The sequence below is a fragment of the Bacillus sp. ISL-75 genome (genome assembly GCF_018613095.1).
Genome location: NZ_JAGGQX010000037.1, coordinates 29,090 through 44,814, shown reverse-complemented (window position 1 = coordinate 44,814; position 15,725 = coordinate 29,090). Strand labels below are relative to the sequence as shown.

The following is a 15,725-nucleotide window of genomic DNA, read 5'->3' as shown; positions in this document are numbered from 1 at the left end:
TAAAAATCTAAAAAAGAGCATAGGGTGCGACAGTCAGTGGTGCACCGTGGTCGCTGGAGTCAGACTAACGGACGGGCTCTATGGCACCATAGTTCATCGACCTTCCTCGCCAGCCATTAAAACAGTATCGACCGCATAATCCATTTTCATTCTCTGTGGTGCAGCGCCGATTTTTGCGCTGCATGGATGGCTAACGGGTGCAAGAGTTGAAGATAAGGATGCCTTATTTGTAGGGCAAATTTTTTCTTTTTTAGGCTGAAATTTACTAAGTATACATAATTTCTGAAATGTTGGTGGTACCCATCTGAATAAAAAATCTTACCGTACAAACAATATGTATGAATACTACCAACTCAGGAGGGTTTCGCATGGTAAATATATTGGAAACTGTCATTGATGCTATGAAATCACTGACAGTTCAAGACGAAGACCAACCACTTCATGTTGGAGAAGTGATGTCATGCTGGATTTACTTAGCAGGACTTGAATTAGCTAAAGTATCTGTGCAAGCAGGTATAAATACCACGAAAGATGAAGAATTAAAAGCAATACTTGAAGTAGATATGAAATTAGGTACCAGTCAAAGAGAACGACTCCATGATTTCATGATTAAGGAAGGAATTCCGCTACCTCCTGCCCCTGCAGATATGCCAAAATCAGACACTAATAGTATCCCTCTTGGAGTTAAATTAACGGATGATGTGATTGCAAACGAATTATCATTAAAAATCGTAAGTTTAATTATGCGTGCAGCTGGTTCTGCCTCTGAATCGATTCGTACAGATGTTGGTTTATTGTTTATTCAGTTTCAAACAGAAAAATTTGCTTTCGCAACTAGATTAAAACATTTAATGCGTAAACGCGGATGGATTAAAGTACCACCTTTTTACGTTCCACCTGGTTCCCAGTAACCATTAAGTTAGGGGTAACGTAACTAGTTACAATTGGGATATATTTGAAATTAAAAAATTAAAGAAAGTTATTCCGAACATAGTTGGGTATTTTCCAAGGAAAAAAGAATTATTAAGTTTTATGTATGATTAATCTTTGTTAAGCTAACGGATGCAAGAGTTTTAAATCGGAGCTGTCATTGAGGCAGCTTTTTTTGTGATTGAACTAAGGGCAGTTTAGTCGAAGGAAGAGATGAAATTCTTCTATTTATGTGGCATTTACCAAAATTGTGTAACAAAAGGAGTGTGCGACGTAAAGGAATTTTATAAAAAAGATAAGATATTTTATTTTACACAAATTTTACACATTATGTTAATAGAACCTTGTGAAATCAATGATTAGCAAGCTTGATGAAGGTGGAGTATTTACTTCCAGATACCGTCATTCAACCTGAACAGTTAGAAAGTACATGGCATAAAGAATTAATGCGAAAGGTGGTGTTTGCCTCAACTGCTTCCTTGCAATTTAAAATAATTTTATCTATGGGGGCTAGTGGGTTTAAAAAAATAAAATATCCAACATTATATTGACAAGACTATGTAATGCTCTTACAATTGAAAATGATTATCAATGTCAATTGGGGGAAGTTATATGTTTTATGCAATTAATAGTCGGAATATTTTATTAACATTTATTTTTATTTTTTTATTATCATCAGTATTACTTGGTTGTACAAATGCTAGTGATAAGGAAACAACGTCAGAGAACGTAAACGAAAATATGCTTACGATCGCTTGGGCGAGGGATGTGGGTGAAATGAATCCCCATGTTTATAATCCTTCACAATTATTTGCTCAGTCAATGGTATATGAACCGTTAGTAAGTTACAGAGCTGGGGGAGAGATAAAACCGCACCTTGCTGAGTCATGGGAAATTTCTGAAGACGGAAAAGTATATACATTTCATCTGCGTCAAGATGTCAAATTTTCTGATGGTACAAGCTTTAATGCAGAAATTGTGAAAAAGAATTTTGATACAATTTTGAACCACATGGAATTACATAGTTGGTTGGGTTTCCTTTCGAAAATTGAAAATATGGAAGTTATCGACGAAAATACGTTTAAAATGACATTAACTGAAGCCTATTATCCAACGATTCAGGAGCTAGCTGTTGTTCGACCAGTTCGTTTCTTGGGTGAAGCTGGTTTCCCTGAAAATGGTGATACCTCAAAAGGAATTGTGAAACCAGTTGGTACAGGCCCATGGATTTTGGAAGAGTATAAAGCGGATGAATATGCGATTTTCAAACGAAACGAAAACTATTGGGGTGAGCTTCCAAAAGTAGAAAAAATTCAAGTGAAAGTCATTCCTGATGCAGAAACGAGAGTACTAGCGTTTGAAAAAGGTGAGCTAGATTTAATTTACGGAGAAGGTGTGATCAGTTTAGACGCTTTCAAACAATTAGAATCAACTGATAAATATGAAACTAGCATTTCTGAGCCAGTCGCGACAAGACAGCTTGTTATGAATACAAACAGAGAACAGCTTTCCGATGAACGTGTTCGCCAAGCGTTACATTATGGAGTTAATAAAGAGGCAATGGTGAAAGGAATCACTTCTGGACTAGAAGAAGCAGCAGATTTTATTCTACCGACAAACTTGCCTTATACTTCCGAAATTGATGTTACGAAGATTGGATATGATGTTGAGAAAGCAGAAGCGTTATTAGACGAAGCAGGATGGACACTTCCTAAGGGGAAAACGGTTCGGGAAAAAAATGGACATCTACTTGAAATTGAAATGATGTACGATTCAGCAGAATCTATTCAAAAAGCAATGGCAGAAACGCTACAATCAGAATGGGCTGCCATTGGTGTGAAATTAAATATTGTTGGGGTAGAGCTTGCTGTTCAAGTTCAAAGATTTAAAGATAATAAGTTTGATATTAATTTCTTTAGTAATTACGGTGCTCCATATGATCCGCATACATTTATAAACATTGTGGCAAAAGAAGGATTTGGATTTAATGAAGCCATTTCAGCCTATCCAAACAAAGAGGAATTACTCCAACAAATAGCCCGGGTTCCTCAGACAACTGACGAAAATGAACGTCAACAGCTGTACACATCTATATTAACATCACTGCAGGACCAAGGAGCAATTCTTCCTATCTCTTATATTAAGAAAACAGCGATTTATCAAAAAGATGTCACGAACTTCAATTTCTCTGCGAATCGGGACGAAAATCCATTCACAGGAATTATCATCGAGCAGTAAGCAGGTAGGAGGCTATTATGGGCAATTATATTATAAAACGAATAATGTCCATTATCCCGGTTTTTCTTTTGGCCGCACTTCTAACAACTGGAATGATTCACTTTTCACCGGTGGATCCGGCCGAGGCTTATTTAACAGCAGCACATATCGAACCGACCGATGAGATTTTGGCCCAGAAAAGACATGAGTTTGGTTTAGATCAACCATTCTTCATTCAATATGTAAACTCTATTATGAAGATATGCCAACTTGATTTTGGCATATCTTATGTTTCGAATAAGCCCGTTTGGGACGAGGTGATCTACCGAATTCCAGCAACCCTCCAGCTAGCGCTAGGGAGTTTATTTATCGCGGTGCTTGTCAGTGTCCCTCTTGGCTTTCTGGCAGGAGTAAAGAAAAACAGCGCGATGGATCATTTCAGTCGCATACTCTCCTTTTTCGGGGCATCCATTCCTTCTTTTTGGCTAGGTTATTTATTGATTTTTTTCTTTTCTGTAAAACTTGATCTTTTCCCAGTTGAGGGGTTTGGAACATGGCAACATCTTGTATTGCCATCCATTACGCTTGCTCTTCCTTTAATAGCGATGTACACAAGATTGTTGCGTGCTAGTATTCTTGAAAATTTACAAGAGCCCTATGTGCTATTCGCAAGGACAAGGGGGATAAAAGAAAAAACCATTATGGCCAAGCATGTGTTAAGAATTGCCATTTCCCCGATGATTACTGGTCTGGGGATGAATCTTGGGAAACTGCTGACAGGAACGATTATCGTGGAGACCGTTTTTTCTTGGCCTGGGTTTGGCCGTTATTTTATTGAAGCGATTTTTAACCGTGACATACCTATCATTCAATGCTATGTACTAATAGCCGCTAGTTTATTTATATTTAGCAACCTAATGGTGGATTTGTTTCAAATGTTTATTGACCCGCGCATATCCAAGAAAGAAGGGCAACAACGATGATAACCAGTTTACGCAGGATATTTATAAGTCAAAAAGTGATTCCGATATGTACCATGATATTAGGGATTCTTTTTATCATCACGTTATTAGCTCCCTGGATCGCACCCAATGATCCGATTGCGGTCAATTTAGTTTATAAACTACAGCCTCCCTCCTGGGAATTCCCATTAGGAACGGATCATTTAGGAAGATGCAACTTATCACGCCTTTTATATGGGGGACGAATATCTTTAGGCTTTGCCATGCTCATTTTCATTTCATCTTTAACGATTGGTTTAATGATTGGAACCTTTTCTGGATATAAAGGCGGCTGGGTGGATCAGGTTTTGATGAGATTTTGTGATGGTGTGATGGCTTTTCCTAGTCTTATCCTTATACTTGGACTGGTTGGTATTTTCGGTCCTGGACTTTCGCAGGTCATTTTAGCGCTGATGCTTGTGCAATGGGTATATTACGCGAGAATGTTCCGAGGAATGGTTCTAAGTCTGAAGGAACAAAACTTTATTGCAGCGGCGAAAATAAGCGGTTCATCGCAATGGAAGATCATTAAAAATCATATTGTCCCAAATGTGCTCCCGCCACTTGTGGTCATGGGTACATTAGAAATGGGTTGGGCCATCATGGATATATCCGCCATGTCGTTTCTTGGTTTAGGAGTACAACCGCCTACAGCTGAATGGGGAGCGATGATTCACGAAGGAAAGTCGTATATTCGGACGAATCCTGAATTAATGCTTTTTCCAGGTTTGATGATTATGCTCGTAATTGTGACCTTCAATTTATTGGGCGAAGCGTTATCCGAACGTTACGGTGTCAAACGTCGATCATAAAAAGGAATGAGAATGTTGGGTACAGAACAGTCGAATGTGTTACAAGTGAGAGATTTACATGTACAGGTAAAAACAAAAACGGGTGCTACCACGCTTGTTGAGGATATCAATTTTGAACTGAAGCGTGGGGAGGTACTGGGTCTTGTTGGGGAAAGTGGATGCGGTAAAACCGTTACGAGTATGTCCATTCTTCAGCTTCTCAATCGGAAAACGACAACGATTGAAGGCAGTATCGTATTAAAAGGACGCGAATTGAACGGTTTAGAAGAGAAAGAAATGCGTATGATTCGTGGTAAGGATATAGCTTTTATAATGCAAAATCCGATGAATGCATTTACGCCTGTTTTTACAATTGGCCACCAACTTATTGAAACCATTCGTTCACATACACATTGGAATAAAAAACAAGCAACAGAGCTTGCCATTGAGGCGATGCATCATGTGAACTTACCAGATCCTGTTAAGCTATTAAAATACTATCCTTTTCAATTGAGTGGTGGTATGCTTCAACGGGTGATGATTGCTATTGCAGCATGCTTACATCCTGAGGTCATTATTGCCGATGAACCGACCACCGCACTTGATGTAAATAATCAAAAGAAAGTGCTGTACCACTTAGATAAAATTCGCTCTGAATATGGCTCAGCCATATTATTAATATCCCATGATCTCGGTGTCATTTCTGAAATGGCTGATGAAGTTGCCGTTATGCAAAATGGTCGAATAGTAGAAAAAGCTGGTGTATTCCAATTATTTGATGAGCCGGAGCATGAGTACACAAAAAAACTTTTAAATGCACGGTCAATAGTACATTTAGATGAACCTGTCATCCATTTGGCTTGACTTAGGCATTTATAAGGGGTGAAAAAATGAGTTTATTACAAGTAAATGATGTAACCCATAGCTTTGGATCTCCAACGTTTTTCAACTGGAAAGATCGCTCTAAAAAAACACTTTCCGACATTTCTCTCTCTATTGAGGAAGGGACCTGTTTAGGTTTGCTTGGTACGAGCGGAGCTGGTAAAAGTACCTTAGGAAGAGTGATTCTTGGTCTGGAACGGCCGCAATGTGGACAGGTTCTGTTTCAAGGGCATGATATATATACCGCAGATAAGCATACTCGTCAAAAAATTCGTCGTGATCTTCAAGCTGTATTTCAGGACTCATACTCATCGGTTAACCCTCGAATGACGGCCGAACGAATTATTGCAGAGCCGCTAGAAAACTATGAAAAGCTAACAGTGGCTGAGCAAAACCGAACCGTTATTGAATTATTAGAAAGGGTAGGTCTAAGTGATGCGGACTTAAAAAAATACCCTAATCAATTTAGCGGTGGCCAATTGCAAAGAATCAATATTGCAAGAGCCATCTCACTCAAGCCAAAGCTGATTGTCTTAGACGAATCCGTCAGTAGTCTAGATATGGTGAATCAAACCCTTATTTTAGAATTACTCAAGGAGTTAAAAGCAGACTTCGGGTTATCATATCTCTTTATTACGCATGATATTAAAGCTGCTTATACGATTAGTGATAGATTAGGTGTACTAGAAAAAGGAACATTGGTCGAGCTTTACGATGCAAAAAAACAGTTTTTTACTTCTGAACATCCGGTAGTAAATGAGATGAGAGATTCAATGCTGGCCGAGCACCCACGTTTTCGTTCGGTTAGACCTGTTTAATTTAAACATTATAAACACTTTTCGAATGCCTCGATTTCATTTGCATAATCGGGGCTATTGTCTTATTTGAATGGATAGAAGGAGGAAATTCCTAATGAATCATCGTGCGTACCTCACTTTGGCGATTCCCCTAACAATCTCGACCATGACAACGCCCTTATTAGGTGCTGTAGACACAGCCGTTGTGGGACAGCTTCCTGATGCGGCATATATTGGAGGAGTTGCAGTCGGGACTCTTATTTTTAATACCTTGTATTGGGTTTTCGGTTTTTTACGGGTTAGTACATCTGCTTTTGCCGCACAAGCGAATGGGGCAAGCGATCAAGCCTAAGGAATACTTGCTTTATCGCGTCCATTTTTATTAGCTGTTGTGGTTGGGATGTGTTTTATTCTCTTGCAATGGCCGATTGAATATGTTGCTTTGATATTGTTTTCAAATGATTCTGATGTCAGTCAGTTTGCAGCTGAATATTTTCGAATTAGAATTTGGGGAGCACCCTTTACATTGCTGAACTATGTTATCCTTGGCTGGCTAATGGGGATGGCTAAGATTAAAGAATCTTTAATACTACAAGTTTTAATGAATGTTTTGAATATGATCTTGGCCATTCTTTTTGTCCATGTCTTTTCTTTTGCTGTAAAAGGGGTTGCTGCTGCCGCTTTGATTGCTGAAGTGACAGCCTTTATAGTAGGGCTGTTCATTGTGATGAAGGCAGCACCGTTTGAATGGAGGTTACCATCCGTTCAAGAACTTATAGATACACAGTCTATGAAAAAGATGTTTAACGTGAATAAGGATTTGTTTATTCGAACGATTTGTTTATTAGTCGTTTTTAATATGTTTACAGCAAAAGGTGCTTCGTTTGGTACAAACTTTTTAGCGGCCAATGCGGTTCTATTTCAAATTCATTACATTATGGCTTATTTCTTTGAGGGGTTTGCCAATGCCACGAGTATTCTCGTCGGCAAAGCGGTAGGAGCAAACGACAAGGATTTATATAAAAAAACACTTAGTTTATCAAAGCAATGGTCGGTGATTACGGCTTTTGTGATAGCTTGTATATATGGATTATTTCAAGAAAAAATTATTGGGCTTTTTACCAATCTACCAAGTGTAATCGAACTTTCAACTACATATGGAACATGGCTTATCCTTTACCCCTTTGCCGCGTGTTTTGGCCTTGTCATTTATGGTGTCTTCACAGGTGCAACTGAAATTGCTCCTGTTCGAAACTCTATGATTTACGCAATGATCTTATATATCCTTATACAATTTACGGCAACACCTATCTGGCATAATCATGGCCTATGGCTGGCTTTCATTCTATACACTTTTGGGCGTTCTGGATTCTTGGTCATGTATACTCCTAGATTAAATAAAAGATTATTATTATAAACAAAGGAATCTAAAAATTACAGCTACTTCTAAAATGAATCATTTGTCATGTAACAAGGAGGAATAAAAAATAGCTAGGCATACAAATGAAATATCTATAGAGGAAGGATCAATTCTAACACCAATTAAAAAAGCACTTGAAATATTCTATTTGTTAGACTAGTATAATTAATATCTCTTAAAATTACATATGAATTTGTTAACAATTAGTTAAGATGCCTTAGGGCTTAATAGGGAATCTGGTGAAAGGCCAGAACTGTCCCCGCAACTGTAAGTGTGGACGAAATAGACAAACCACCGGAGCGTTTATTTTATTGACGATTCGGGAAGGGTCTAAAGTAGGAAGAAACACAAGTCAGGAGACCTGTCTTAACTTTTAATGTTTCGATTTCTTCGGGGGTTGAGAAGATGGAACGTTTGGACAAAAAGGATTATTTATTAACTTTCTTTGTTCTGACGTTTTATCCGTTCAACTAATGTTGAACGGATTTTTTCGTTTGGATGATTCTAAATCATTTTTAATTCGCATAGTTTAGCTTTAGAAGGAACAAGCCTTTTTAACAATTGAATAGATTAGGATAGGTGCACGAATATGTGCTTAATAGGGAAGTACGGTTTAAATCCGTCACGGTACCCGCCACTGTATGGGGAGTTCATTGCAGATGTCACTGAAGGAATTCGGGAAGACGCAATGAATGATGAACCTAAGTCAGGAGACCTGCCTTTACCTAATAACTTCCATCAACCTACGGGAACATAGGTAGAAGTGCTGAACATACATCGCTATTTTTTTGTGTGTATATATTCTGCACCCCTATGTCCATAGGGGTGCTTTTTTTACGTAAAAAACGAAAAGGAGAGTGTGACATGACTACTTGGAATTTACAAGGGACGAAACACCATGTTTTCATTTGCAACGGCAGCAGCTGTATGAGAAAGGGTGGGGAGGAAGCGACACAAGCGATTCGGAATGAAATCACCAATTTAAACTTAGATTCACTCGTACATACAACAAGAACGAGATGCAATGGGAGATGTAAGGACGCTCCCGTTGCTATTGTTTATCCAGATGGGACCTGGTATAAAAACGTGACGTCAGAAGTGGGAACTACGATTGTAAGGCGTCATCTGGCGGAAGGTCATTGCCTTCAGGAGCATGCGATCTATCAATATTCCGAAGAAGGATTCATACAGACAGAAGGGTCGGAATGTATCGCAGGAGTACAAAAAGCGGTTAAAGAAAAGATTTAACAGCGGATAGTAGCTGGATTCTAGTTTGAAATTTTGGAAGGTGGCGTAATAGTGTGAAAGGCAAATTATTGGTTATTGGTTTTGGCCCTGGTGATGAAAAACATATCACCGGACGGGCAAAAGAAGCCATCCAAGAAAGTGATATCATCATCGGCTACAAAACCTACGTTGATTTAATCAAGGGATTAATAGGTGGAAAGCAAATCATCAGCACAGGAATGACAGAAGAAGTGAGCCGGGCCCAGGAGGCAGTGAAACAGGCAGAACTCGGTAACACGGTAGCCGTCATTTCGAGCGGTGATGCCGGTGTATATGGAATGGCAGGACTGGTTTACGAAGTGCTAATCGAAAAAGGCTGGAAAAAAGACTCAGGGGTAGAAGTGGAGGTGGTCCCTGGTATTTCTGCCATTAACTCCTGTGCTGCTTTATTAGGCGCGCCGGTTATGCATGATGCCTGTACGATCAGCTTAAGTGACCATTTGACACCTTGGAGCATAATCGAGAAACGAATCGAAGCGGCCGCTCAAGCTGATTTTGTGATTGCCTTATATAATCCAAAAAGCGGGAGAAGAACACGGCAGATCATGGAAGCTCAAAAAATTCTACTAAAATATCGCTCGCCAGAAACTCCTGTAGGATTGGTAAAGAGTGCTTACCGTGATAGTCAAAAGATCGTCTTAACCAATTTACAAGAGATGCTCGAACATGAAATTGGCATGTTAACCACCGTTTTAATTGGCAACTCTTCCACATTTTTCTATGACGGCTTGATCATCACTCCGCGCGGTTATCAGCGGAAGTATACATTAAATCAGGCAATACAGCCGTTGAAACCGCATCAACGTTTGCAAAAGGAAGCCGAACCATGGGCACTGGAGCAAATGGAAGATGTAACATCGGTGAACAAGAAACTAGTCACCCCAACCTCAGTGAAAGAGTCGCCAAGAGAGCTGGCTGAGGAAGCTTTGCAAATGATCCTTGGTGAGAACTATGGCCTATCCCAAGGTTTAACGGTGAAGCAAGACTTTCAATCTATTTTTGAGGTAGCGATCAGCCCTGGGGTCGCCAATAAAAAATTTACCGCGACTCAGATGGTCATTCTTTCCGAAATTGTCGGAGAAGAAGGTGTCATGGAATACACACAAGACCATTTTATGAAGCTGCAAATTTTAACCTCTAAGCCTGATGAGATTGTTGAAAAACTAACGGCGGCCAACTTTTTGATTGCTCCTGTTGGCGACGTATTAACCGTAAAAGCCTGTGATTTTTGTGACGGAGAAAAGAAGGATTCCATTCCATATGCAGAGGAACTGCATGAAAAGCTTGGCGGAATGGAACTTCCTAAGGAATTAAAACTGGGTGTAAATGGCTGCGGTATGGCCTGCTACGGAGCTGTAAAAGAGGATATTGGCATTGTTTACCGAAAAGGAGCGTTTGATTTATTTCTAGGGGCAAAGGTAGCCGGAAGATCGGCACATCCCGGCCAAATTGTAGCGGAAGGAATCGCACCGGACCAAATTGTCGGGGTCATAGAGGGGATTGTTCAAGAGTACAAACAAAAGGCCTATCCAAATGAACGTTTCTATAAATTTTTTAAACGGGCCAAAGAGGTTCAAGGTTTTGTGTACCAGGATATCACACCAAGCCTTAAAATCGAAGCGGCTGTTTGCGGGGAGTAAAGGGAGAGACGACTAGCGGTCAATTGGTAGGTTAGGCATTTACAAACAAAGGGGAGAAAATATTTTGAAAGCAATTTTATTTGTGGGGCATGGGAGCAGAGATCAAGAGGGAAATCAGCAGGTTCGCGAGTTCATCGGTGAGATGAGAAAGACTTGGGACGATTCTTTCCTAGTTGAGACGTGCTTTTTAGAATTTGAACGACCAACCGTTAATCAAGGAATCGATCTGTGTGTGGAGAAAGGAGCCGACCATATTGTCGTGATTCCAATCATGCTCTTACAGGCAGGACACTCCAAAATTCATATTCCAGCAGCTATTGATGAGGCAAAGAATAAATATCCACTTGTTGAATTTATTTATGGCCGGCCAATTGGTGTTCATGAGGAAACATTTGAAATTCTAAAAACGAGATTAATGGAAATTGGCGAGAATTTAGAATCAATCGAAGACGATACGGCTGTCCTTTTGTTAGGACGGGGCGGAAGCGATCCCGATGCGAATAGTGATTTATATAAAATTGCTAGATTACTATGGGAAAAAACAAACTATAAAATCGTCGAACCTGCTTTTATGGGGGTGACGAATCCCCTTGTGAACGAAGGGATTGAGCGCTGTATTAAGCTTGGAGCAAAAAAAGTGGTAATCCTGCCTTACTTTCTATTCACCGGCATCCTGATTAAACGGTTAGAAGATATGATGGTTCCTATTCAAAATCAATATTCCGCGGTTGAATTTCTGTTAGCTGACTATTTTGGTTATCATCCAAAATTACAGACGATTTTAATCGATCGGGTGGAAGAAGCCCTCCGTGATGAGGTGAAGATGAACTGCGATACCTGCCAATACCGTCTCAATGTGATGGAACATATCGATCATCACCACCACCATGATCATGATCACGATCATCATCACGGCCATGACCATCACCATCATGACCATGACCACGACCATCACCATGATCACGAACATGCAGAGCAAAAGGCAGGAGATAGAGGATGATTTTCGTATTAGCCGGTACAAGTGATGCACGAGCCCTTGCTTTAGAAATAAAAAAGGAGGGCTTCGATCTCTTGGCCTCCGTTGTCACAGAAAATGCAGCGGTTGAATTAAGGGAGTCAGGGATACCTGTTCAAGTAGGAAGATTAACGGATGAAGACATGGTGGGGTTGATTGAAACAAAAGGGATTCTAGCGGTTGTCGATGCCAGTCATCCATTTGCGGAAGAAGCTTCGAAAAACGCAATCAAGGCGGCCCAAACGGCGGGAATCCCCTATATCCGGTATGAACGGGAGTCACAAACTTTTCAATATGACAACATGATAGTCGTCGAAAGCTACGAGGAAGCAGCGGAGCTTGCATTGGCCAAAAAAGGCGTGGTGATGTTGACGACTGGCAGCAAGACGCTTCAAATTTTCACAGAAAAACTATTAGGAAACCCGGACATCCGCTTGATCGCCAGGATGCTGCCTCGTGTGGATAATATGGAAAAATGTGAGCAGCTAGGGCTGCCGCAGAAAAATATTGTTGCGATCCAGGGACCATTTTCAAAAGAGTTCGACAAAGCCCTATATAAGCAATATGGCGTGACCTTAATGGTGACGAAAGAGAGCGGGAAAGTCGGATCGGTCGATGAAAAGGTGGAAGCGGCCAAGGAACTGGGGATTGAGGTCATCCTTATTGGCCGCCCGAAACTGAATTATGTCACCGTCTATGCTAATTTTATTGATGTCATCGCAGAATTAGATAAAAGGATTGGTTCCACACCAACCGTCACAACAGAACAATCATTTTAAATACAGGAGTGAGAGAAATGGATTTTCGTACCGAATTTAAACCGTTAACCGTCCAACCGGAACAGATCGAAGGAAGAAGTTTTGAAATGATTAATGAAGAAATTGGGGAACACCCGTTTACCGAGGAGCAATATCCGATTGTCCAGCGCATCATCCATGCATCCGCTGATTTTGAACTCGGGAAAAGCGTCCTCTTTCATCCTGACGCTATTCAGTCCGGCATCCGCGCGATTCGGAGCGGGAAAATGGTAGTTGCCGATGTTCAAATGATTCAAAGCGGGGCTAATAAAGCGCGAATTCAAAAATTCGGCGGAGAAATCAAGGTCTATATTTCTGACCCGGATGTGGTACAAGAAGCCAAACGGTTAAATACCACACGGGCAATTATTTCGATGCGAAAAGCGATCAAAGAAGCGGACGGCGGCATTTTTGCCATCGGGAACGCCCCAACCGCCTTACTCGAACTCATCCGCCTGATTAAAGAAGGAGAAGCGAAACCAGGTCTTGTCATTGGTCTGCCAGTTGGGTTTGTTTCCGCCGCTGAGTCAAAAGAAGAATTAGCCAAGCTCGATATCCCATTCATTACGAATATTGGCAGGAAAGGCGGCAGTACCGTGACTGTTGCTGCATTAAACGCCATTTCCATTATGGCTGAACGGGGATAACCCATGCAGGAAGTACCAAAAGGAAAGCTGCGGGAAGGATATACGACAGGGGCCTGTGCAACGGCGACAACAAAAGCGGCGCTAACGGCATTAATAACCAGTGAGCCGCAAACAGAATCGACCATTTACTTGCCCGTCAAGCGGTTTGCAACCTTTCAGATAGAAAGCTGTGAGGTGACGGAACAAACGGCTACCGCCAGTACGATTAAAGACGCGGGGGATGACCCGGATGCCACCCACAGGGCCTTAATCGTTTCCACCGTGTCATGGATCGATGAACCAGGTATCGTCCTTGACGGGGGAATTGGGGTTGGCCGGGTCACAAAGGACGGCTTGCCCGTTCCTGTTGGCGAAGCCGCGATTAACCCTGTTCCCCGCAGGATGATCCGTGAGACGGCAGAAGGGGTTTTAAAAGAATTCGGGATTACGAGAGGGATTAAGATCGTCATTTCCGTACCAGCCGGTGAAGAAATCGCCAAAAAGACACTCAATGGACGCTTAGGAATCATTGGCGGGATTTCTATCCTTGGAACCCGCGGGATTGTCGTTCCTTTTTCCACAGCCGCCTATAAGGCCAGCATCATCCAAGCGATTAGTGTTGCCCGGGCCAGTGGCTGCGAGCACGTTGTCATTACAACAGGCGGGCGGAGCGAGAAAAATGCCATGAAGCAATTCCCCGAGCTGTCTGAGGAAGCTTTTATCGAAATGGGTGACTTTGTCGGGTTTACCCTTAAACAATGCAAGAAGCAAGGGGTAAAAAGAGTGTCGATGGTCGGCATGATGGGGAAATTCTCAAAGGTGGCAATGGGGATCATGATGGTCCACTCGAAAAGCGCCCCGGTAGATTTTGATTTTTTATCGGAGGTGGCAAGCAGTACCGGTGCTGATGCCGCTCTGGTTGAGCAAATTCGAACGGCCAATACGGCATCACAGGTTGGCGATATGATGACAGCACAGGGCCATCTTTCCTTTTTCGAAATGCTAAGCGACCATTGCTGCCTTGCTGCGTTAAAGGAAGTCGATGGCGGGATCGATATAGATACGACCCTTTATACCATGAAGGGGGAATTGTTAGGAAAGGCGGTGTGTAAGAGTGGCATCAATTAAAATGATCGGCATTGGGGATGAAGGCAAAGTGAGCCTGCTCCCGATGTACGAAAAATGGATTTATGAAAGTGAACTATTAATAGGAGGAAAGAGACAGCTTTCTTTTTTTCCTGAATTCGCCGGCGAAAAAATGGCGATTGAAGGAGGGCTTTCTTCACTCGTCGAACGGTTGCAGTCGGAGACGAGAAACGTAGTGATTCTAGCTTCTGGAGACCCGTTGTTCTATGGAATTGGAAGCTATTTATCTTCTAAAATCGATTTGGATATTTATCCATATTTAAGTTCGATCCAGCTTGCTTTTGCCAGAATGAAAGAAAGATGGCAGGATGCTTATTTCACCAGCGTTCACGGCAGGAGTATAAAAGGGCTGGCCCAGCGAGTGGATGGAAAAAAAACGGTCGCAATCTTAACCGACACAGAAAATTCCCCAAATAAAATCGCTCAGTATTTGCTTTCCTTTGGCATGACTGAATATGAGGCGTTTGTGGGAGAGAACCTTGGCAGTGACAAGGAACGATGCCGCTGGTTTACCCTTGCTGAAATGAAGGATGAAGAGTTTTCACCGCTCAATGTGGTGATTCTCAAGAAAAAGGGGGAATGCCCGCATTGGCCGATCGGCATTGACGATGCGGAGTTTTTTCAGCGCAAACCGGATAAGGGCTTAATTACCAAAAAGGAAATCCGCACACTAAGCATTAGTGCCCTAAGGTTAATGGAAGACAGTACGGTTTGGGATATTGGGACATGCACAGGTTCTGTTGCGATTGAGGCAGCGAAAATCGCTAGGGAAGGACAAGTGTTTGCCATCGAAAAGAACGAGGGCGACCTGGAAAACTGTAAGCAAAATTTAGCTAAGTTTCGTGTGGATGCCACACTCGTTCACGGGAAAGCACCAGAGGGATTAGATACCTTCCCAGATCCGGATGCGGTTTTTATTGGCGGGACGGCAGGCGGGATGGAAGACATTTTGGATATTTGCTGCAGCCGCTTGAAAGCGCGTGGACGCATTGTCTTAAATGCCGTCACGATTGAAAATCTTTCCGAAGCGATGCTTGCGTTTAAAGAGCGGGGTTATGAGACGAACATTACGCTTGCGCAAATATCCAGAAGTAAGCCCATTTTGAATCTGACAAGATTTGATGCATTAAATCCGATTTACATAATAGAAGCATGGCGCAAGGAAGGGGAGTAAAC

The 15,725-nt window shown here is 41.6% G+C and carries 13 protein-coding genes, 1 pseudogene and 2 riboswitches; all 14 genes and pseudogenes read left to right on the top strand.

Features of this window, described 5'->3' with window-relative positions; all coding sequences use genetic code 11:
• Nucleotides 1–368 precede the first annotated feature (368 nt).
• The 14 genes and pseudogenes from J7E63_RS16010 (at nucleotide 369) to cbiE (ending at nucleotide 15,723) form a co-directional block, all read left to right on the top strand.
• Nucleotides 369–911: a DUF3231 family protein gene (locus J7E63_RS16010; RefSeq protein ID WP_215014135.1), complete on the top strand. Its 543-nt coding sequence runs from the start codon at nucleotides 369–371 to the stop codon at nucleotides 909–911.
• A 631-nt stretch (nucleotides 912–1,542) separates the two neighbouring features.
• Complete coding sequence (nikA, locus tag J7E63_RS16005) at nucleotides 1,543–3,168, top strand: nickel ABC transporter substrate-binding protein (protein WP_251033566.1); 1,626 nt, start codon at nucleotides 1,543–1,545, stop codon at nucleotides 3,166–3,168.
• A gap of 17 nt (nucleotides 3,169–3,185) precedes the next feature.
• Nucleotides 3,186–4,130, top strand: a complete 945-nt coding sequence (gene nikB, locus J7E63_RS16000; RefSeq protein WP_215014124.1) for a nickel ABC transporter permease subunit NikB — start codon at nucleotides 3,186–3,188, stop codon at nucleotides 4,128–4,130.
• Nucleotides 4,127–4,960 carry a nickel ABC transporter permease subunit NikC gene (nikC, locus tag J7E63_RS15995; RefSeq protein WP_215014122.1) on the top strand — a complete coding sequence of 278 codons (834 nt, stop codon included), beginning with the start codon at nucleotides 4,127–4,129 and terminating at the stop codon, nucleotides 4,958–4,960. Before nikB ends, nikC begins: the two co-directional genes overlap by 4 nt.
• Before the next feature lie 15 nt (nucleotides 4,961–4,975).
• The gene (nikD, locus tag J7E63_RS15990) at nucleotides 4,976–5,803 is read left to right on the top strand and encodes a nickel import ATP-binding protein NikD (RefSeq protein WP_215014141.1); all 828 of its coding nucleotides are present in this window, start codon (nucleotides 4,976–4,978) and stop codon (nucleotides 5,801–5,803) included.
• Between the two features lie 26 nt (nucleotides 5,804–5,829).
• Nucleotides 5,830–6,639, top strand: a complete 810-nt coding sequence (gene nikE, locus J7E63_RS15985) for a nickel import ATP-binding protein NikE (protein WP_215014120.1) — start codon at nucleotides 5,830–5,832, stop codon at nucleotides 6,637–6,639.
• Nucleotides 6,640–6,733: 94 nt separating this feature from the next.
• Nucleotides 6,734–8,035 (top strand): annotated as a pseudogene (locus J7E63_RS15980) (MATE family efflux transporter).
• A 196-nt stretch (nucleotides 8,036–8,231) separates the two neighbouring features.
• Nucleotides 8,232–8,421, top strand: a riboswitch (cobalamin riboswitch).
• A 177-nt stretch (nucleotides 8,422–8,598) separates the two neighbouring features.
• Nucleotides 8,599–8,775: riboswitch (cobalamin riboswitch) on the top strand.
• Nucleotides 8,776–8,902: 127 nt separating this feature from the next.
• Nucleotides 8,903–9,286: a (2Fe-2S) ferredoxin domain-containing protein gene (locus J7E63_RS15975; RefSeq protein WP_215014118.1), complete on the top strand. Its 384-nt coding sequence runs from the start codon at nucleotides 8,903–8,905 to the stop codon at nucleotides 9,284–9,286.
• Between the two features lie 53 nt (nucleotides 9,287–9,339).
• Entirely contained in the window at nucleotides 9,340–10,965 is a 1,626-nt protein-coding gene (gene cobJ / locus J7E63_RS15970) for a precorrin-3B C(17)-methyltransferase (RefSeq protein WP_215014116.1), read from the top strand.
• Between the two features lie 64 nt (nucleotides 10,966–11,029).
• Complete coding sequence (locus J7E63_RS15965) at nucleotides 11,030–11,965, top strand: sirohydrochlorin chelatase (protein WP_215014114.1); 936 nt, start codon at nucleotides 11,030–11,032, stop codon at nucleotides 11,963–11,965.
• Complete coding sequence (cobK, locus tag J7E63_RS15960) at nucleotides 11,962–12,759, top strand: precorrin-6A reductase (protein ID WP_215014113.1); 798 nt, start codon at nucleotides 11,962–11,964, stop codon at nucleotides 12,757–12,759. Before J7E63_RS15965 ends, cobK begins: the two co-directional genes overlap by 4 nt.
• 17 nt (nucleotides 12,760–12,776) lie before the next feature.
• Nucleotides 12,777–13,424 (top strand): precorrin-8X methylmutase, encoded by a 648-nt coding sequence (locus J7E63_RS15955; protein WP_088087492.1) that lies wholly within the window; start codon nucleotides 12,777–12,779, stop codon nucleotides 13,422–13,424.
• A 3-nt stretch (nucleotides 13,425–13,427) separates the two neighbouring features.
• Nucleotides 13,428–14,531, top strand: coding sequence for a cobalt-precorrin-5B (C(1))-methyltransferase (locus tag J7E63_RS15950; RefSeq protein ID WP_215014105.1), 1,104 nt, complete (start codon nucleotides 13,428–13,430; stop codon nucleotides 14,529–14,531).
• 1 nt (nucleotide 14,532) lies between these two features.
• A complete protein-coding gene (gene cbiE, locus J7E63_RS15945; protein ID WP_215014139.1) occupies nucleotides 14,533–15,723 on the top strand; it encodes a precorrin-6y C5,15-methyltransferase (decarboxylating) subunit CbiE in 1,191 nt (396 codons plus the stop codon).
• Nucleotides 15,724–15,725: the final 2 nt, after the last annotated feature.